Origin of the sequence: Acidovorax sp. sic0104 (assembly GCF_019219095.1) — a bacterium.
In the GTDB taxonomy this organism is placed as follows: Bacteria; Pseudomonadota; Gammaproteobacteria; order Burkholderiales; family Burkholderiaceae_C; genus Acidovorax.
Genome location: NZ_JAHUWH010000001.1, coordinates 191,380 through 210,857 on the forward strand (window position 1 = coordinate 191,380; position 19,478 = coordinate 210,857).

Sequence of the window (19,478 nt, forward strand, 5' to 3'; positions counted from 1 at the left end):
ACCGATTGGTTCCCCCGCAGGGGCTGTATCGCTTGCCTGCAAGCGCATGCAGGGGCGGCGCCCTACCAGAGCGCCGGAGACGCATCACCGTATGCGCTCGAGCTGCCCCGCAAAGAGGCGCAATGTCTGCATGGGCACTTCGCCGACCACAGTCAGCCACACATCCGGCGCGATCTTCTGGGCCAGCAATTGCGTGGCCCCCATGCTGGAGACCTGTGGCTGCGCCGGATGGCGCTGCGCGTCGAATGACTCCATGAACAATGACACCGATGCCAGGCCATCGGAATAGAGGCACTGCAGCACCCCCTGTGCATCGTCAGTGGCGGACACCGCCCGCTTGTGGCAGCTGACCGGAACAAAGCCCGCCACGGGCTGCCGCAAGGCCCAGCCTTCTTCCTTTGCGGTTGTCCTGACCACCGCGGGAGCGACCACCTTGTAGCCGGAGGTGGCATCCATGAGACGCGAGAGCTGCTCGACCCGCACTGCGGCATGAAGGTCCAGCTCCGAAAAGGCCGACTGCTCCAGCACCCGCCCGTCAGGCCCTAGTGTCTGCAGCTTTACGACCAGACCTGTTTCCTTTTCGCTCCACAACCGGTATCCAAACCTGAGGCCATCGAGAGGCTTGAACCACACGACATCGGCGGCCAGGCCAGCCACCCGCTCGTGGCCCAGGAACTTCGAGACATAGAACTGGGAAATGGACGCCCCGTCGACAGCAGGAACGCGCGGAAAAAGCCCCGCCGCATCGCGCCGGTCCATGCGCACCACGCGCGTTTGCGGCCAGAAGGTCCGAACCTCGTCGTTGCGTCTGAAGATCACGCGTGGCGTGCCGCTCAGGACCTCTACCTGCTCCAACTGCTGCTGGGCGTCGCAGGCCTGCCAGATCCGCGAACTGGCCATGGCACCGCTGGCGGACAGGACCACAAAAGTCCCGACATACGGCCTGGCACAGGGCGCGCGGTGCATGCGCTCTATCCACTGGGCGACATTGCGGTCCGCGGGGGCTGCGGACTCGCTCGCCGACGGCGCTGCGGATCCCGCCTGCGGCGCGCTCACTGCGCACGAAATTCCCAGCGAACACAATGCCGCCAGGGCCGACACCCTGAGCCATCGATACGAAGACATCACGGGGCTGATGACGGCGACTCCTGAAGGGCTCATCGCGTGGCCTTGATGCCGATCACAGCCGTGCAATCAACGGCTGGGAGTCTCGAAAGTGGCATTGCGCAAGAAACCCGCAGGCATTTGCAAAGCCGAGGTGCTGCCAAACTGCTTGTGTGCGGCCAGCAACTCATCCAGGCGGGGGTCACGGATCATGACCTGCTGGCCTTCCGCATCGGCGACCGCCACGACGGGCGCCGCCGGCACGCCGGCTGCACGATCTGCGGATTGGGCCAACTGCGCGCCTGCGGGAGCCTGCCCAGGGCCTGCCTGAAGGCTCTCCACAGACGCCCAGCCGATGGCCGCAACAGCGGCCAGGGACGCGAATCCTGCGGCCATCTTCCAGCGGAAAACAGAGGCATTCGCAGCCGCCGTGGATGCAGGAGCCACCACCGCCACCTGCACGGGGTCTTGCATCCGGACAGGCAGAGGCTCCTTCGCTAGTTCCGTGCGCAGGCGGCTCATGAACCCGTCATCGACAGGCCGGGCCAGTTCAGGCGAGCGCAGAACGTCGCCCACCAGATGGTAAAGCTGCCACGTGGCGATGGCCTCGTCGTCCCGGCCGGCGTACGCCAGCGCATCAGCCAGCTCCACGCCCTGCAACTGCCCGTCCGCCATCGCAGACAACTGCTCTCGTCTGTCCATACCGCCCGCCACGGAGCGGTCCGCCAATTCGATGTTTGCTACAGCCTTGTTCATTTCATCACCTCACCACCGTTTGCCCGACTGGTTTTCAAGCAAAGGACGCACCCGGGCCGAAATGGCCTCCCGCGCCCGAAAAATCCGGGACCGGACCGTGCCGATGGGGCATCCCATGGCCAGAGCGATCTCGTCGTAACTCAGCCCTTCGATCTCGCGCAGCGTGACTGCCTGGCGCAGATCTTCGGGCAATGCCTCCATGGCCGCATTGACGGCTTGCGCGATTTCTCGCGCAGCGAGTACGGTTTCGGGGGTTTCTTCGCTGGTTAGTTCGTGTCCGAGGCGGGAAGTTTCATCTTCCTCGTCATTCCCCCGAAGCGCGTTCTCCGAGATGACCGGGTTGCGCTTCATATCCATGAGCGCCTTCTTGGCAGTATTGACCGCAATCCGGTACAGCCAGGTGTAGAACTGCGCCTCGCCCCGGAACTGGTGCAGCGCCCGGTAGGCGTGGATGAAGGTCTCCTGCGCGATGTCCGGGATCAGATCGGTATCGCGGACCATGCGGCCAATCAGCCGCTCGATGCGCCGCTGGTACTTGATGACCAGCAACTCGTAGGCACGCTGATCGCCCGCAACCGCGCGCTCCACCAGTTGGAGATCACTGTCTTCGGAGGGGGAAGGCGTATTTGCAGTCATTGATACTTGGAAATCACGCCCCACGGCTACCGGCCGGAGCGATTGCGTCAGGGTCCACGCCCGGCTTGGCGCGCGAATATACCGCACGGCGCATGTCCATCCAACGCTCTGGCTGGCCCGATCGCTCCAGCCACAAGCAAAGACCGCGGCGCCCAGCGGGCAAGACATGCACCCACAAGTGGGACTGCATGTCCAGAAAGACTGCGGGTGGGCCGGAAAGTGCCCAAGTTTCCTCTTGCGCCCGGCCAGTCAGCGTGACAACACTCCAGGCCTGCCCGTCCCAGTGGATGACGCCTGCGGGCTGGGTCAGCCAGAACTGGAGCGCACAGCCCGCGGCCACCAGCCACAATGCGCCGGCCACCCCAGTTACCCAGGGGGCAGCAACTAGGCGGCTGCCTTGTACAAACCACGCGCCGAGCGCTGCGGCCCCCAAGAGGCCAGCGGCCAGGAGAAATAGCCCCAGCACCCCGCTGCGCCGAAACGGATACCGCACAGACGGGGCATTGCGCGCGAGCTTGCTCATGAGGATGCGCACGCCATACCGGGCGCCCAAGGCGAAGCTGCAAGCGAGGCAGCGGCCTGCCGCACTGGCCGAGCGACCCTGACCGAGGGTCCGTCGACGGTGTGTTGCACCAAGTCTCCAGCGCGAGCATCCAATCCACCACACCGGCGCGTGCCTAGCGGCACGGCGCCAGCGGCAGTCTCAGACCCGCTTGAAGACCAGCGTGCCGTTGGTTCCGCCAAAGCCAAAGTTGTTCTTCACAGCCACGTCGATCTTCATGTCACGGGCCGTATTGGCGCAGTAATCCAGATCGCACGCGGGGTCCTGGTTGAACAGGTTGATCGTGGGTGGCACCTTCTGGTGGTGCAACGCAAGCACAGTGAAGATGCTTTCGATGCCGCCCGCGCCGCCGAGCAAGTGGCCGGTCATGGACTTGGTCGAGCTCACAACGGTCTTGTAGGCGTGCTCGCCCAGGGCCGCCTTGATGGCGTTCGTTTCGTTGAGGTCACCCAACGGCGTGGAGGTACCGTGGGCATTCAGGTAGTCCACCTGATCGGCATTCATTCCCGCATTGCGCAGGGCATTGAGCATCGCGCGGCGCGGACCGTCCATGTTGGGCGCCGTCATGTGCCCGGCATCGGCGCTCATGCCAAAGCCGCTCAGCTCAGCATAGATCTTTGCACCGCGGGCTTTCGCATGCTCGTATTCTTCAAGCACCATCACCCCGGCGCCCTCGCCCAGCACAAAACCATCACGGTCCTTGTCCCAGGGACGCGAGGCCGTCTTCGGGTCATCATTGCGGGTGGACAGTGCACGCATTGCCGCGAAGCCGCCGATGCCCAGCGGCGAAACGGTGGACTCGGTGCCACCCGCCACGACCACATCGGCATCACCGTACTCGATCATGCGGCCCGCCTCGCCGATGCAATGCAAGCCCGTTGTGCAGGCAGTCACCACGGCAAGATTCGGCCCCTTGAAGCCAAAGCGCATGGACACATGCCCCGCCACCATGTTGATGATGGACGCCGGCACGAAGAACGGCGTGACCCGCCGGGGGCCCCGGCTGGTGAGTTCGGCATGGGTATCTTCGATCAGCGGCAAGCCACCGATACCGGAGCCAATCACGCAGGCGATGCGTGTGGCCAATTCTTCACTGAGCGCCTCACCCGTCGGCAGGCCCGCGTCCTGCACGGCCTGCACAGCGGCGGCAATGCCGAAGTGGATGAAACTGTCCATCGCGCGCGCATCCTTGGCGCTGATGTACGAATCCAGGTCGAAACCTTTGACCTCCCCGGCAATCTTGCAGGCGAAGTTCGACGCGTCGAACTTGGTGATGAGGTCAATGCCGGACTGACCGGCAAGGAGATTGGCCCAGGCCTGCGCCACCGTGTTGCCCACGGGGCTGATGCATCCCAGGCCGGTCACGACAACGCGACGACGGCTCATGCGTGAAAAACCTTCTGCTGATCGCTTGAGTCAGGCGCAGTGCGCGCCGCTCAGGCCTTCTGGTGGGTGTTGGCGTAGTCGATGGCGTTCTGCACCGTCGTGATCTTCTCCGCGTCTTCGTCGGGGATCTCGATGCCGAACTCGTCTTCCAGGGCCATCACCAGCTCCACCGTGTCCAGCGAATCAGCGCCGAGGTCAGCGACGAACGCCTTTTCGTTCGTGACCTGGGACTCTTCCACACCGAGTTGTTCGGCAATGATTTTTTTGACGCGTGCTTCGATATCGCTCATGGTTTCCCTCTGGGGGTTGTGAATGAATCCGCGATTCTAGCTGCTTAAGGAGAAGCCCTAAACAGCCCGCCGTCCGGATGAACCGGCGTTATCTTCCATCAATTACATGTACATGCCGCCATTGACATGCAACTCCTGGCCAGTCACGTAACCCGCTTCGCGCGAAGCGAGGTAGGCCACCGCATGCGCGATGTCCTGCGGCTTGCCCATATGGCCCAGCGGGATCTGCGCATTGAGCGCTTTTTGCTGGTCTTCAGGCAGCACCGAGGTCATGTCTGTCTCAATGAATCCCGGCGCCACGCAGTTCACGGTGATGCTGCGGCTACCCAGCTCGCGAGCCAGTGCGCGCGTCATGCCGGCCACGCCAGCCTTGGCTGCAGCGTAGTTGGCCTGGCCCGGATTGCCGGAGGCGCCCACCACACTCGTGATGCTGATGATGCGCCCGAAACGCTGCTTCATCATCGGGCGGATCGCAGCGCGGCTCACGCGGAACACGGCCTTGAGATTGGTATCCAGAACGGCGTCCCAGTCGTCGTCCTTCATACGCATCGCGAGAGTGTCGCGGGTGATGCCGGCATTGTTCACCAGCACATGCAGGCCGCCTTGCTGCTTGACGATGGAGTCAAGCAGCGCGTCCACAGCTGCGGCGTCGTTGACATTGAGATTGGCGCCGCGCGAGCCCGGATAGGCCGCCAGAGCCTGGCTGATACGCTGGGCGCCGTCGTCCGTGGTGGCGGTGCCCACCACCTGGTAGCCGCGCACGGCCAGTTCGAGAGCAATCGCCGCACCGATGCCGCGCGATGCGCCCGTGACCAGCGCCACCTGGGCGGTCGAAAAAGATTCCGTCATGCCAGCAACTCCCGGGTTTCGGCCAGCGAGGCCGGATCAAACATCGCACCGCCCACCAGTTCGGGATCAATGCGCTTGGTCAGGCCAGCCAACACCTTGCCAGGGCCGCTTTCGATGATGTGCGTGATGCCGCGCGCCTTGAGCGCGTGCACGCATTCCACCCAGCGCACGGGGCCAAAAGCCTGTCGGTACAGCGCATCGCGGATCGCATCCGCATCCTGCTGCACTGCAACGTCCACGTTGTTCAGGACGGGAATCTGGGCGGCTCCCAGTGCCACATCGCCCAGCGCCAGGCGCAGCTTCTCGGCGGCCGGCTTCATCAGGCTGGAATGGAAAGGGGCGGACACCGGCAGTGGCAGCGCGCGCTTGGCACCTGCAGCCTTGAGCATTTCGCAGGCCTTGTCCACACCCGCCTTGGTTCCGGCGATCACCGTCTGGATAGGGTCGTTGAAATTGACGGCCTCGACCACTTCGGAGGTGCCCGCACCAAACGAAGCCAACGCCTCGGCACAACCCGCGATCACCCTTGCGGAATCCATGCCCAGGATGGCTGCCATGGCCCCCGTGCCCACCGGCACGGCCTCTTGCATGGCAGCAGCACGCAGGCGCACCAGAGGCGCGGCCTGTGCCAGAGTGAGCACACCCGCAGCCACCAGCGCCGAATATTCGCCCAGCGAGTGCCCGGCCACAGCCGCCGGAACGGCGCCGCCCTCGGCGCGCCAGACGCGCCACGCCACCACGCCCGCCACCAGCATCACAGGCTGCGTGTTGGTCGTCAGGGCCAGCGCCTCCTTCGGGCCTTCCTTGATCAATTGGCCGACGTTCTCGCCCAGCGCATCCGAGGCCTCCTGCAGGGTCTGGGCGACCACAGGGTGATCACCCCAGCCGTCGAGCATGCCCACGGACTGCGAGCCTTGCCCCGGAAAGACAAATGCAAAAGTCTTCATGAAAAAGTCCAGAAATAGGATTGAAATCTTGCCCCAGCGCTTTCCTGGAAAGCGCTGACAGCTATAACTTCAGGAGCACCGCGCCCCAGGTGAAGCCGCCGCCGACACCTTCGAGCAGCAGCGTCTGGCCTTTTTTCACCTGTCCCGTGCGCACGCCGTGGTCGAGCGCCAGAGGGATGGAGGCAGCCGACGTGTTGCCGTGCTGGTCCACCGTGACCACCACCTTGTCCATCGGCAGCTTGAGCTTCTTGGCCGTGCTTTGCATGATGCGGATGTTGGCCTGGTGGGGAATCAGCCAATCAATATCGGCTTCGGCGAGGCCCGCCTTGGCCAGCACCGCATGGGCAGCCTTTTCCAGCACACCCACCGCCAGCTTGAAGACCGCCTGCCCGTCCATCTTCAGCACCGGGTCTCCCAGCACCTGCCCGCCAGAGACATTGCCGGGCACGCACAGGATGCCGACATGCTTGCCGTCGGCGTGCAGGTCGCTCGAGAGCACGCCAGGAGTCTCGGACGCCTCCAGCACCACGGCACCCGCGCCATCGCCGAACAGCACGCAGGTCGTCCGGTCGTTGAAATCAAGGATGCGGCTGAACACCTCGGAGCCGACCACCAGCGCGCGACTGGCGGCACCGGACTGGATCATGGCATCTGCCACCGTCAGCGCATAGACAAAACCGCTGCAGACGGCCTGCACATCAAACGCCGGGCAACCATTGGCGCCCAGCTTGTTCTGCAGGATGCAGGCGGTGGAGGGGAACACCATGTCCGGCGTGGACGTGGCGACGATGATGAGGTCGATGTCGGTGGGCTGCAAGCCCGCCGCCTGCAACGCACTGCGCGCGGCTTCCAGACCCAGATCGCTGCTGGCCACATCCGGCGCCGCAAAATGGCGCGCCCGGATGCCGGTGCGCTCCACGATCCATTCGTCAGAGGTTTCGATGCCGCGTTGGCCGAGTTCAGCCACCAGATCGGCGTTGGTCAGCCTGCGGGGAGGCAGGTAGCTGCCGGTGCCGGTAATGCGGGAGTAGCGTCTCATCAATGTGTCGTCGTCGCCGCTACGCCAGGCTGGGGCTGGGCATCTGCAGGCGCCAGAAGAGGTGCCGCATGCGCAATCCGGGTCCGGACACGGTCGAGCAGGTTGTTGCGGGCTGCATCATACGCCCGGTTCAAAGCCTGCTCGAAAGCCATTGTGTCTGCCGATCCATGGCTCTTGAACACCAGCCCACGCAGCCCCAAAAGTGCCGCGCCGTTGTAACGACGGTAATCCATTCGCTTCATAAGCGCTTTTAGGATCGGATAGGCGACGATAGCAGCCATTTTGGTGAACATATTGCGAGAGAACTCGGTCTTCAAGGCTCCGATGATCATCGACGCCACGCCCTCGCTGGCCTTGAGGGCCACATTCCCCACAAATCCGTCACACACGACGATGTCCACCGTGCCCTTGAAGATGTCATTGCCCTCGACATTTCCAAAAAAATTCAGATCGCCGGAGTTGGCAGCAGATCGCAAGAGTTCGCCGGCTTTTTTAATGACTTCGCTGCCCTTGATGACTTCTTCGCCAATATTGAGCAGGCCGACCGTCGGTTCACCGCCCTCCTTGAGCGCGGATACCAGCGCCGAACCCATGACCGCGAACTGCAGCAGGTGTTCGGCCGAGCAGTCCACATTGGCGCCCAGGTCCAGCACCGTGGTGGCACCGCCGGCAGCATTGGGCATCTGGGTGGCAATGGCCGGACGATCGATGCCATCCAGCGTCTTCAAAAGGTAGCGCGCAATGGCCATCAGCGCGCCGGTATTGCCGGCCGACACGGCGGCAGCGGCGGCACCATCCTTGACCTGCTGAATCGCCACGCGCATGGAAGAGTCCTTCTTCTTGCGCAGAGCCACTTCCACGGGGTCGTCCATGGCGACCACTTCCGAGGCAGCAACGATGCTGGCCCGCTCGTGGGAGAACGACTGCAGACTGTCCGCCAGGCCGACGAGCAGGAGGCGGGCATCCGGATGATGGTCGAGAAACTGACGGCACGCCGCCAGCGTGACGCGGGGGCCGTGGTCGCCCCCCATGCAGTCAACAGCCAGTGTGATCATGGGCGACTAGTCTGGCCGGCCCAGCGGGCCGGCGATGGAAATGCAATAGCCAAAACAAAGGCCCGCGCTACGCTTTCTGTAGCAACGGGCCTGTGGATGGTGCGAAGGTCAGGCTTCGGACTTGTTCTTGAGCACCTGGCGGCCACGGTAGAAACCGTTGGGGCTGATGTGGTGACGCAGGTGCGTCTCACCGGTGGTGGGCTCCACTGCAATGCCTGGCACATTCAAGGCATTGTGCGAGCGGTGCATGCCGCGCTTGGAAGGGGACTTTTTGTTTTGCTGAACGGCCATGATGGCTCCTGGTCTTGAATAGGTTGGTAAATACGCGATCAGCCCATTAAGACACGAGGGGATTCGCGTGAAGCCCTCGATTATAACCCAAATGATTTTCGAGCCTGCCCATACCCTTGCGGACCGCTTTCCAGGACTCGTCGGTTCACTGCCCCTTGCCATCCTTGCGCAGGCCCGCCAGGGCCGCAAAGGGATTGGGCTTGTCGGCATTGGCGTCCTCGAAATCGTCGTCGGAAGACGCCATGGGCACTGAGGTGGGGCATTCGTCGTGCCTGGGCACCACCGGCAATGCCATCAGCAATTCGTCTTCGATAAGCTCGCGCAGATCGAACTCGCGGCTCATGGCGAGAAGGTCTTCCTCGCTCTCGTCATCCAGGGCCTCCGCAGTGGCTTCGTCGGCGACGAAGCGGAATTCGCGGTCCACCTCCAGCGGCACATCCACGGGCGTCATGCAGCGCTGGCATTCCATGGGAAAGCTGGCGGTGACCTTGATGCTCAGCCACACCTGCCCCATGCCGCCCATTGCCGTGCGGACCTCGCCCACGGCTTCCCAGTCCACCATCAGGTCGGGGTGCAGGCCTTTGGCCTCCTGGGCCAGACGCTCGTATTTGAGCAGCGAATCGTGGCCCGACAACCGCCCGCCCGCCTGTGCAAAGGCTTTCACGTCGAGGCGCTGCGGGGAGAATTCCTTGGTCATGGCGGCAGTGTAAGAGAATCGGCGCATGCATCAATCCCCCCCCCTGCAACGCCCTCTGGTATTGGGCTCGACCTCGCGCTACCGGCGAGAACTGCTCGAGCGGTTGAACCTGCCCTTCGACGTCGCCGCGCCCCATGTGGACGAGACGCCGGCACCTGGCGAAGCCCCCCGCGCACTGGCATTGCGCCTGGCGCTGGCCAAGGCCCGCGCAGTGGCGCAGCAGCACCCCGGGGCCGTCGTCATCGGTTCGGACCAGGTGGCCGACCTGGCAGGCATGCCGCTGGGCAAGCCCGGCGAGCATGAGCGCGCCGTGCAGCAACTGCGCCAGATGCGCGGGCACACCGTGGTCTTCCAGACTGCCGTGGCGGTGGTGTGCGCCGCCACGGGCTTCGAGCAAGCCGAGCTGGCACCGGTCGAAGTGAAGTTCCGCGACCTTTCCGACGCTGAGATCGAACGCTACCTGCGCGCCGAGCAACCCTACGACTGCGCCGGGAGCGCCAAGAGCGAGGGCCTGGGCATCGCGCTGCTGGACGCGATCCACAGCGACGACCCCACAGCCCTCATCGGCCTGCCGCTGATCCGCACGTGCCGCATGCTGCGTGCGGCGGGGCTGACCCTACCATGAGCGACGGCGCTTCCCTCCCCCAAAACACCGCCAGGGGCACGTTGTACCTGGTGCCGGCACCGCTCGACTTCGGCTGCGAGACCACCGCCCCCCTGCAGGACGCTCTGCCCGCCAGCACGCTGCAGACCGCCGCACGCCTGACCCACTGGGTGTGCGAGAACGCCAAGAGCACCCGCGCCTACCTCAAGCGCATCGACGCACTGCACCCGCTGGCCGCACCCCTGCAGCAGCAGCAGATCACCGAGCTGCCGCGCGAGGTGCACAAGAAGGGCGACCACGGCGACAAAGGCTCGGCACCGTTCGATGCGCGGCCCCTGCTGGCCGCCGCGCTGGCGGGGCACGACATGGGTCTGGTCAGCGAGGCCGGCATGCCCGCCGTGGCCGATCCCGGCTCGTCCGTGGTGCGCGCGGCGCACGACCTCTCCATTCGCGTGGTGCCGCTGGTCGGGCCGGTGTCGCTGCTGCTGGCGCTGGCGGCCAGCGGGCTCAACGGGCAGAACTTTGCCTTCGTGGGCTACCTGCCGCAGGACGCGCAGGAGCGCACCCAGCGCATCAAGGAGCTGGAGACCCTGGCCCTGAAAACCGGCCAGACCCAGCTGTTCATCGAGACGCCCTACCGCAATGCGGCGCTGTGGCAGTCCCTGGTGCAGACCCTGCAACCCCACACCCGCCTGGCGCTGGCCAGCGGCCTGACCCTGCCAGAGGCCCGCATCCAGAGCCAGCTGGTGCGCCAGTGGCGCCAGCAGCCCGCGGCGCCCGACAACCGCACGCCGGTCGTGTTCGCGCTGGGCCGGTAAAGCCGCGCACCTGGAGCCACCCCATGAAGCATCCTTTCACTATACTTTTGATAGCTGCCAGCGCTTATGCATCGAGCGCCAGCGCGATCATTCGCTGCGAACTGGATGGCAGGCCCCTCAATGTCTCCAACGGCGCGGAGCTGGCCGGCAAGTCGGGCCAGGTGCGCTGCCGCGAAGAGGACACCGGCCACCTGCAGCGCGAACAGGAGCTGCGCAATGGCAGGTTCATCGGGCAGGAGCGCATGTTCGACCGCGAGGGCCGGCTGCTGCGCGAGCGCACGGTGAACGAGCGCGGCAACAGTCACGGACGGGTGGTGGAGTTCTGGCCGAACGGCAAGGTGCGCCGCGAAGAGACCGTCGACAACGGCCGCACGCAAGGCGCCGTGCGCCGCTACGACGCCTCCGGGCGCCTGGAACGCGTGTCGTTTCACAGCGACGGCCAGGAAGTCTTTCACCTGGAATACAACAGCAAGAGCCAGCCCATGCGCCTGCTGTGCCCGCGCGCCAGCGTGCTGCCCGACGACCGCAAGCTTTGCGGCTTCGACGGCGCCACCGACACCGAGCTCTTTGCCGAGAGCGGCGCGCGGTCCGCGCAATTGCGCTACGACCAGGGCCGTGTGCTCAGTGCCACCGAATGGTCGAGCGACGGCCTTGTCGCCGCCCAGCAGTCGGTGGTGGATGGCCGGCGGGTGCACCGGAGCTTCTACACCGAGGGCGGCAAGAGCGTGCTGCGCGAGGAACGGGTCTTCACCCCGGACGACCGCAGCTTGCGCGACACGCGCGGCGAGTTGCTGACGACCCGGCGCTACGGGTCGTCGGGCCAGCCGATCGAGCAGCGCAACTTTGAAGGCGGCCGCGAGGTGCGGGTGGAGCGCTGGTACCTGAACGGGTCCGTGCGCGAACGCAGCACCTGGAGCGGCACCGGCCCGCAGGCCCGCCTGCTGCGCGAGATGTACCGTGACGACGGCAAGCTGGCACGCCGCGACCAGCTCAACGCGGACCAGTGGCCAGTGGGCACGCAGCAGGCCTTCCACGACAACGGCCGCCTGGCGATGGAGGAGCAGTACTCCACCACCCTCGACGCGCGGGGCCGCACGCGCCTCACGGCCCGCAAGCAGTGGGACGACACGGGCAAGCTGGTCGCCGACGACATCATCCTGGAAGACGGCTCCCGCCAGCGCAAACCGGCAGGCACCGACAGCTGACTTGGACTACACATCCCGCCCCAAAAAAACGACCCCGCGCAACGGTGACGTTGCACGGGGCGGGAAGGCTTGGATGCTGGTCCGGTGCGTCCCCGGTGCGCACCCCACGACCGATCGATGCACCGGCCAAGTGGCGCCATGGCGCCACGGCGCCCGGTTGCTCAGCGCAGCTGGGGGCCGGCCCAGGCGAGCGACTTGACCGCGCCCACGCCGATCGCCGCGCCAAAACGCTTGACCAGGCGCTCGGCCACATTGTCGCGGCGGGTGTAGTCGATGACCTCCTCGGCCTTGACCACTTCGCGGGCCACGTAGTCCAGGTTGCCCAGCTTGTCGGCCAAGCCCATTTCCACGGCCTGCTGACCGGTCCAGAACAGGCCGCTGAAGGTGTCGGGCGTGGTCTTGAGGCGGTCGCCACGCCCTTCCTTGACCACGGCGATGAACTGCTGGTGGATCTGGTCGAGCATGGTCTGGGCGTAGGCGCGCTGCTTTTCAGTCTGCGGGCTGAAGGGGTCCAGGAAGCCCTTGTTCTCGCCAGCCGTGAGCAGACGGCGCTCCACGCCCAGCTTTTCCATGGTGCCGGTAAAGCCGAAGCTGTCCATCAGCACGCCGATGCTGCCCACGATGCTGGCCTTGTCCACATAGATATCGTCCGCCGCAGCGGCAATGTAGTAGGCGGCGGAAGCACAGGTTTCCTCGACCACCGCATAGATCGGCTTGCCGTGCTTGGCCTTCAAGCGCACGATCTCGTCGTTGATGATGCCGGCCTGCACGGGGCTGCCACCCGGCGAGTTGATGAGCAGAACCAGCGCCTGCGAGCCTTCGTCTTCCAGGGCGCTGCGCATGGCGGCCACGACGAACTCGGCGCTGGCCTCCGCACCGGCTGCGATTTCACCCTTGATGTCGACCACCGCAGTGTGCGGCGAGCTCTTGCTCGCGCTGGGAGACGCCTGGCGCAGCGCCATGAAGGCGATGGCAGCGATCAGCACCAGCCAGGTCAGGCGAAAGAAGATCTTCCAGCGGCGTGCGCTGCGCTGTTCATTGAGGGTGGCAAACGCCAGCTTTTCCAGCGTGGCGCGCTCCCAGCCGGGTTCACGCGATGAGTCGCTCACAGGTGCTCCTGAATTTGTAGCTGATTGCGCCCACAGGTCGGGCGCAGGGTTGCTCTTGGGGTCAAAGCCCGAATTGCCGGGCTGTTGCGAATCGGTCGTCATGTGATCATGGTCCTGGCGCGGGGCAGCCGGCGCTGACTGCTGCGGCGTCGGGTCTGGGTGCGGTGGTTTCAGAACTCGACGGGTTGCAGATGGTGGGCAGTATGCCAGTGCACCACACCACCGCTTTCCGTCAACGGGATTTTCACCAGACCGCCACGACAGGGGCCGCCCGCGCACTCGCCCGTGCCCGGCAGGTACGCCGCGCCGTGCGTGGCGCACAGCAGCCACTGGCCGGTGTCATCGAACAGACGGTTGGGCTGGTAGTCCATCTCCATCGGAACGTGCGTGCAGCGGTTCAGGTAGGCGTGGGGTTGGCCGTTGTAACGAATTGCAAAAGCCCGGCAGGTCTGTCCTGCATAGACCACGTCGAACGGAACGGCCAAGCCGCTGTCGACCAAGGCGCCGCTGGGGCACAGGGGAATGGCGCGGTGCTCGTCCATGCCGGTCAGGCGTTGTGCAGCAGCCAGTCGTGCAACTCGCGCACCGAATGCGCCACGTGCAGCGGGGCCAGTGCATGGAAGACGCCGGGCTCGTGCGCGCCATAGCTCACCCCCACGCTCGCACAGCCAGCGTTCACCGCCATCTGCAGGTCGTGGGTCGTGTCGCCGATCATCAGCAGGCGATCGGGTGGCACGTCGAACTCGGCCATCAGCTCCTGGAGCATCAGCGGGTGTGGCTTGCCGGCCGTCTGGTCGGCGGTGCGCGAGCCGTCGAACATGCCGCGCAATTGCACGGTGTGCAGCACCTCGTCCAGGCCGCGCCGGCTCTTGCCGGTGGCCACAGCCAGCAGATGGCCGCGCTCGCGCAGGTCGTTCAGGAGCGGCAGCACGCCATCGAACAGGCTCAGGTCGTCCTGGTGCTGGGTGTAGTGGAGCCGGTAGCGGTTGGCCAGGTCGGTGTAGCGCTCGGGCGGCACGTCGGGCGCCGCGTGGGCCAGTGCCTGCATCAGGCCCATGCCGATCACGTAGGCGGCCGCTTTGTCCGACGGCACCGTGCCGCCCACGTCCCGCACGGCGTTCTGGATGCAGCGCACGATGATGGCCGTGGAATCGAACAAGGTGCCGTCCCAGTCGAAGGCGATGAGATCGAAGCGGCGGGGACGAAAGCTGGAAGCAGGCATGGGGCAAGAGGGCAGCGGCTCGCGCGTTGTCAGGGCGCTGGGGACACGGGGGGAATGAACCCGGCCAGTTCGGGCGGCAGTTCGGCGCTGAGCGCCACGCGCTCGCCCGAGGCGGGGTGGTTGAACTGTAACCGCCAGGCATGAAGAAACATGCGCTTCATCGACAGCTTCAGCAGGCGCTTGTTGAGCTCGAAGTCGCCGTACTTGTCGTCCCCCACGATGGCATGCCCCTGGCTGGCCAGATGTACACGGATCTGGTGCGTGCGGCCGGTCTTGATGGTCACCTCCAGCAGGGACATTGCGGGCAGGCCCTGGGCCTGCCGTGCGGGAACCGTGCTGCGCACCTTGACCAAGGTGATGGAGCGCATGCCGTCGGGGTCGTCTGCCGTGGTGACGCGCACGCGGCGCTCGCCGTCTGCCTGCAGGTACTTGTGCAGCGGCAGGTCGATGACCTTCTTGTTGGCGGGCCAGGTGCCGGTGACGAGCGCCAGATAGGTCTTGCCTGTCTCGCGCTCGCGGAACTGATCCTGAAGGTGGGTGAGCGCCGAGCGCTTCTTGGCGACCAGCAGGATGCCCGATGTGTCGCGGTCCAGCCGGTGCACCAGTTCCAGGAATTTGGCCTGCGGGCGGGCCTGGCGCAGCTGCTCGATCACACCGAAGCTCACGCCGCTGCCGCCATGCACGGCCACGCCAGCGGGCTTGTCGATGGCGATGAGGTGCTCATCCTCCAGCAGGACCGGAAACTCGCGTGCGGGCGCCGGGCGCTCGGCCTTCTCGACCACCTTGTCGGAGACGCGCACGGGTGGCAGGCGCACCAGGTCGCCCGCCTCCACCCGGGTGTCGGCGCTCGCCCGCCCTTTGTTGATGCGCACCTCGCCGCTGCGGATGATGCGGTAGACGTGCGTCTTGGGCACGCCCTTCAACTGGCGTATCAAAAAGTTATCGAGCCGCTGGCCTGCGGAGTCCGCATCGACCTCCACCATGCGGGCTGCGGGAAGCCCCGCAGAAACTGCGGGCGGTTTGGCCCCTATAATGTGTTTCACCTGCGCGTTGTCATGTAAGTGGTTGATTTGTCTGGAGTTTAGTCCACACAGCCCTTGCCCCACGTTCAGGCACGTCGATGCCAACGGGCGTCGTGCACGCAGATTGCAGGCCAGATGCCTGTGGTGGCCTGCACTTCGCGCGGCGGGCTGACAGATTGAAACACTGATACGGAATCCCCCAAGCTGGCAGATGCACCCTACCCGGGCACAGCCTGTCAGCGGATCAAAGCGAGCATGTGGTTGTTGATGGCATGGATAGAGACCTTGTGGCGGAGGCTGTTGCCCCCGGCTGCACGCTCAAATCCGCTCTCGACGCCCAGCCAGCAAGCGCAACCAGCTACTCTTTTGCTAGCAAAACTGCGCTCCTACCACTCGCCCCCATCCACGCGCCCCTGCCTCTCGATGCTGCGCTAGAGCGCCGCATATCCTTGGCATCCCCGGCAATTCCCTTCGTTTCGATGCGTCAGTCCAGGCATTCACAGCTCCTGTAGAGCTTGTTGTATTGGTTTGGAAACTGTGGGCGGCAGCCCACGCAGCCTGTGATCCGGCTGCAGTGCCGCTGCCCGCGAAACACTGAAGGAATCGCATCATGAAGCGGATGCTCATCAACGCCACGCAGCCTGAAGAACGGCGCCTGGCCATCGTCGACGGACAAAAGCTCCTCGACTACGAAATCGAGATCGAGGGCCGCGAGCAGCGCAAGGGCAACATCTACAAGGCCGTCGTCACGCGCGTCGAGCCCTCGCTGGAGGCCTGCTTCGTCGACTACGGCGAAGACCGCCACGGCTTCCTGCCGTTCAAGGAAATCTCGCGCCAGTACTTTGCCCCCGGCGTCTCGCCCAGCCAGGCGCGCATCAACGAAGTCATCAAGGAAGGCCAGGAGCTGCTGGTCCAGGTCGAAAAGGAAGAGCGCGGCAACAAGGGCGCGGCCCTGACCACCTTCATCAGCCTGGCCGGCCGCTACGTGGTGCTGATGCCCAACAACCCCCGTGGCGGTGGCGTGTCGCGCCGCATCGAGGGCGAGGACCGCGCAGAGCTGAAGGAGGCGATGGACCAGCTGGAATACCCCAACGGCATGTCCATCATCGCCCGCACGGCCGGCATCGGCCGGTCGGCGCCCGAACTGCAGTGGGACCTGAACTACCTGCTCAAGCTCTGGAACGCCATCGACGGCGCAGCCAAGGGCGGCAAGGGCGCCTTCCTGATCTATCAGGAGTCGAGCCTCGTCATCCGCGCGATCCGCGACTACTTCAACAACGACATCGGTGACATCCTCATCGATACCGACGACATCTACGAGCAGGCGCACCAGTTCATGGCGCACGTCATGCCCGAGCATGCCGCCCGCGTGAAGCGCTACCGCGACGACGCCGCGCTGTTCAGCCGCTTCCAGATCGAACACCAGATCGAATCAGCCTACGCCCGCACCGTGCAACTGCCCTCGGGCGGCGCCATCGTGATCGACCACACCGAAGCGCTGGTGTCCGTGGACGTGAACTCGGCCCGCGCCATCAAGGGCGGCGACATCGAGGAAACCGCCACCCGCACCAACCTGGAAGCCGCCGACGAAGTGGCCCGCCAGATGCGCCTGCGCGACCTGGGCGGTCTGATCGTCATCGACTTCATCGACATGGAGGAAAGCAAGAACCGCCGCGAAGTGGAAAACCGCCTGCGCGACGCGCTGCGCCAGGACCGCGCACGCGTGCAATTCGGCACCATCAGCAAGTTCGGCCTCATGGAAATGAGCCGCCAGCGCCTCAAGCCCGCCCTCTCCGAAGGCTCGTCCATCCCCTGCCCCCGCTGCGGCGGCTCGGGCCACATCCGCGACACGGAAAGTTCGGCCCTGCAGATCCTGCGGATCATCCAGGAAGAGTCCATGAAGGACAACACGGCCGCCGTGCATTGCCAAGTGCCGGTGGAAGTGGCCTCGTTCCTGCTGAACGAAAAGCGCACCGAGATCGCCAAGATCGAGCTCAAGCAGCGCGTTGCGGTGCTGATGGTGCCCAACAAGACGCTGGAAACCCCCAACTACCGCTTGGAACGCCTCAAGCACGACGACCCGCGCCTGGACCACATCGAGGCCAGCTACAAGCTCGCCGAAGAGATCGAGGACCCGACCTCCGTCACGCGCCGCTCGCAGGAGCCCACCAACAAGCAGACGCCCGTCATCAAGGGCGTGCTGCCCGATGCGCCGGCGCCCGTGGCCGAGCCACGCCCCGAAGGCGCGGCACGCCCCCAGCGCGCAGGCCAGCCAACCCGCCAGGGCACTGCTGCACCCGCACCCGCCCAAGCCCCGGCGGCAGCGCCCGCGCCAGCAGCAGCCCCGCAGGAGCAAGGTTTCTTCGCCTGGCTCAAGAGCCTGTTCGGCTTTGGCACGACGCCTGCGGCAGCCCCCGCACCCGTGGCCGCCCCGGCGCCCGCACCGGCAGCTGAAACCACCAGTCGCGGCGAGCCCCGCCGCGATGCCCGCAACGGTGAAGGCCGTGGCCGAGGCCGTGGCGGACGCGACGGCAACCGCGAAGGTGGCAACCGTGAAGGCAATGGTGAAAACCGCGGCCGCCGCGGCGAGCGCACGGCCGAAGGCCGTGCTCCCCGCGATGCTGACAACCGCCCGCAACGTGATGGAGAGCGCCGCCCCGAAGGCGAAGGCCGCGAGCCGCGTGAAGGCCGTGACAACCGCAATGGCCGCGACGGTGGCCGGGGCCGCCGCGATGCGGAAGCCCGCAACCAGGCCGCTGCTGCAAACGGTGACGCCACGGCAGCACAATCGCAGGTGGAAGGCCCGGGCAACCAGGGCGCAGGCACCGCTGATGCAACCCCAGGCCAGCAGCCCCGTGGCGAGCGCGGCCCCCGCCGCGAACGCGGTGAACGCGGTGAACGCGGTGAACGCGGCAACCGTGGCGAGCGCGGTGAGCGCGCGCCCCGCAACCAGGAAGCCAACGGCCAGGACGTGGCCGCAGCACCGGTGGCTGGCGATTTCGTCGATACCGCCCCGCTGGCTTCGCTGCCCGACCTGGACCTGACCGGCAACGAAACCGCAGCACCCGGCACCCCCGCCAGCGAAGAGCAGCGCCGCGAGCGTCGCTCGCGAGACCGCTATGGCCGTGACCGCCGCGAACGCGGCGACCGGGGCCCGCGCGACAACGCCGACGCCACTGCCGCCGCCCCGGCCATGCTGGACTTCGACCCCACAGCGGCTGCACCGCAAGCCGGCGCGGAGCCCGGCGAGCAGGACGGGCAGCCGCGCCGCAGCTACTTCAGCGCCGCCCCAGCGGCGCCTGCGTCTGCAGTGGCCCCTGCCACGGCAGCGGCACAGCTGCCCCCAGCGGCCGAACCGGCAACAGCCCCTGTGACGGCCCCTGTCGCAGCAGCCCCTGTCGCATCCGCGCCAGTGGCAGCAACACCGGCGCCCGCGCCCGCGCCCCTGGCGGTGCCCGCTGCACCGGCAGCAGCGCCCGTCGCGGCTGCCGCAGGCATGCCACGCGTGTCGGCCTTCAAGCTGCCCGTGGACGAACTCCAGCAGGTCGCCGTGGCATCGGGCCTGCAGTGGGTGAACTCCGATGCGGACAAGATTGCCGCCGTGCAGGCCGCCATCGCCGCCGAACCGCGCCCCATCCATGTTCCACGCGAGCGTCCGCCCGTCGTGGTGCTGGACGAAGGCCCACTGGTGCTGGTGGAGACCCGCCGTGACCTGGCCGATCTGACCCTGCCGTTCGAGAAGCCTCCCGTGGCCTGAACCGATTCGGCAACCACGCAAGGAAGAAGGCGGCCCTCGGGCCGCCTTTTTTTTCTTGGGGCCGGCAGTTCGCAGGAGTCGTGCCCAGTCAAGGGATAGCCGTGCAGATTCACGCATTCGGCGCCGGCC

At 65.9% G+C, this 19,478-nt stretch carries 19 protein-coding genes; 4 read left to right on the forward strand and 15 right to left on the reverse strand.

All coding sequences use genetic code 11. From position 1 onward, the window contains the following. Positions 1 to 84 precede the first annotated feature (84 nt). The 11 genes from KW835_RS00910 to KW835_RS00960 form a co-directional block, all read right to left on the reverse strand. Positions 85 to 1,161 (reverse strand): MucB/RseB C-terminal domain-containing protein, encoded by a 1,077-nt coding sequence (locus KW835_RS00910; RefSeq protein ID WP_255593171.1) that lies wholly within the window; start codon positions 1,159 to 1,161, stop codon positions 85 to 87. Positions 1,162 to 1,194: 33 nt separating this feature from the next. After that, a complete protein-coding gene (locus KW835_RS00915; RefSeq protein ID WP_218380406.1) occupies positions 1,195 to 1,860 on the reverse strand; it encodes a sigma-E factor negative regulatory protein in 666 nt (221 codons plus the stop codon). Positions 1,861 to 1,869: 9 nt separating this feature from the next. Further along, positions 1,870 to 2,496 (reverse strand): RNA polymerase sigma factor RpoE, encoded by a 627-nt coding sequence (gene rpoE / locus KW835_RS00920; protein ID WP_218380407.1) that lies wholly within the window; start codon positions 2,494 to 2,496, stop codon positions 1,870 to 1,872. 703 nt (positions 2,497 to 3,199) lie between these two features. Next, positions 3,200 to 4,444 carry a beta-ketoacyl-ACP synthase II gene (gene fabF / locus KW835_RS00925; RefSeq protein WP_218380408.1) on the reverse strand — a complete coding sequence of 415 codons (1,245 nt, stop codon included), beginning with the start codon at positions 4,442 to 4,444 and terminating at the stop codon, positions 3,200 to 3,202. A 50-nt stretch (positions 4,445 to 4,494) separates the two neighbouring features. Next, entirely contained in the window at positions 4,495 to 4,734 is a 240-nt protein-coding gene (gene acpP / locus KW835_RS00930) for an acyl carrier protein (protein WP_003058049.1), read from the reverse strand. Between the two features lie 102 nt (positions 4,735 to 4,836). Then, positions 4,837 to 5,583, reverse strand: a complete 747-nt coding sequence (fabG, locus tag KW835_RS00935; protein ID WP_218380409.1) for a 3-oxoacyl-ACP reductase FabG — start codon at positions 5,581 to 5,583, stop codon at positions 4,837 to 4,839. Continuing rightward, positions 5,580 to 6,530 carry an ACP S-malonyltransferase gene (fabD, locus tag KW835_RS00940; RefSeq protein ID WP_218380410.1) on the reverse strand — a complete coding sequence of 317 codons (951 nt, stop codon included), beginning with the start codon at positions 6,528 to 6,530 and terminating at the stop codon, positions 5,580 to 5,582. The genes fabG and fabD overlap by 4 nt, the downstream gene beginning before the upstream one ends. 61 nt (positions 6,531 to 6,591) lie before the next feature. Continuing rightward, complete coding sequence (locus tag KW835_RS00945) at positions 6,592 to 7,569, reverse strand: beta-ketoacyl-ACP synthase III (RefSeq protein ID WP_218380411.1); 978 nt, start codon at positions 7,567 to 7,569, stop codon at positions 6,592 to 6,594. Continuing rightward, a complete protein-coding gene (gene plsX, locus KW835_RS00950; protein ID WP_218380412.1) occupies positions 7,569 to 8,624 on the reverse strand; it encodes a phosphate acyltransferase PlsX in 1,056 nt (351 codons plus the stop codon). Before plsX ends, KW835_RS00945 begins: the two co-directional genes overlap by 1 nt. A 108-nt stretch (positions 8,625 to 8,732) precedes the next feature. Then, complete coding sequence (gene rpmF / locus KW835_RS00955) at positions 8,733 to 8,915, reverse strand: 50S ribosomal protein L32 (protein WP_005794249.1); 183 nt, start codon at positions 8,913 to 8,915, stop codon at positions 8,733 to 8,735. 145 nt (positions 8,916 to 9,060) lie between these two features. After that, entirely contained in the window at positions 9,061 to 9,612 is a 552-nt protein-coding gene (locus KW835_RS00960) for a DUF177 domain-containing protein (RefSeq protein ID WP_218380413.1), read from the reverse strand. A 25-nt stretch (positions 9,613 to 9,637) separates the two neighbouring features. Between KW835_RS00960 and KW835_RS00965 the strand changes: the two genes are divergently transcribed. Genes KW835_RS00965 through KW835_RS00975 form a run of 3 tightly spaced genes read left to right on the forward strand, consistent with a single transcriptional unit; the run spans position 9,638 to position 12,239 of the window. Beyond that, entirely contained in the window at positions 9,638 to 10,237 is a 600-nt protein-coding gene (locus KW835_RS00965; protein ID WP_218380414.1) for a Maf family nucleotide pyrophosphatase, read from the forward strand. Further along, entirely contained in the window at positions 10,234 to 11,034 is an 801-nt protein-coding gene (locus tag KW835_RS00970; RefSeq protein WP_218380415.1) for an SAM-dependent methyltransferase, read from the forward strand. The genes KW835_RS00965 and KW835_RS00970 overlap by 4 nt, the downstream gene beginning before the upstream one ends. 23 nt (positions 11,035 to 11,057) lie before the next feature. Beyond that, on the forward strand, positions 11,058 to 12,239 hold the full coding sequence (locus tag KW835_RS00975) for a toxin-antitoxin system YwqK family antitoxin (RefSeq protein WP_255593172.1): 1,182 nt from the start codon (positions 11,058 to 11,060) through the stop codon (positions 12,237 to 12,239). Positions 12,240 to 12,400: 161 nt separating this feature from the next. Here the strand turns inward: KW835_RS00975 and KW835_RS00980 are convergent, their stop codons facing one another. The 4 genes from KW835_RS00980 to KW835_RS00995 all read right to left on the reverse strand — a co-directional run bounded on the left by KW835_RS00980 (position 12,401) and on the right by KW835_RS00995 (position 15,613). After that, positions 12,401 to 13,450, reverse strand: a complete 1,050-nt coding sequence (locus tag KW835_RS00980) for a S49 family peptidase (protein ID WP_218380416.1) — start codon at positions 13,448 to 13,450, stop codon at positions 12,401 to 12,403. Between the two features lie 68 nt (positions 13,451 to 13,518). Beyond that, positions 13,519 to 13,890: a Rieske 2Fe-2S domain-containing protein gene (locus KW835_RS00985; RefSeq protein ID WP_218380417.1), complete on the reverse strand. Its 372-nt coding sequence runs from the start codon at positions 13,888 to 13,890 to the stop codon at positions 13,519 to 13,521. 5 nt (positions 13,891 to 13,895) lie between these two features. Continuing rightward, positions 13,896 to 14,570: an HAD family hydrolase gene (locus tag KW835_RS00990; RefSeq protein ID WP_218380418.1), complete on the reverse strand. Its 675-nt coding sequence runs from the start codon at positions 14,568 to 14,570 to the stop codon at positions 13,896 to 13,898. 29 nt (positions 14,571 to 14,599) lie between these two features. Then, positions 14,600 to 15,613 carry an RluA family pseudouridine synthase gene (locus tag KW835_RS00995; protein ID WP_218380419.1) on the reverse strand — a complete coding sequence of 338 codons (1,014 nt, stop codon included), beginning with the start codon at positions 15,611 to 15,613 and terminating at the stop codon, positions 14,600 to 14,602. 589 nt (positions 15,614 to 16,202) lie between these two features. Between KW835_RS00995 and KW835_RS01000 the strand changes: the two genes are divergently transcribed. Next, complete coding sequence (locus KW835_RS01000) at positions 16,203 to 19,349, forward strand: Rne/Rng family ribonuclease (RefSeq protein WP_218380420.1); 3,147 nt, start codon at positions 16,203 to 16,205, stop codon at positions 19,347 to 19,349. Positions 19,350 to 19,478 lie beyond the last annotated feature (129 nt).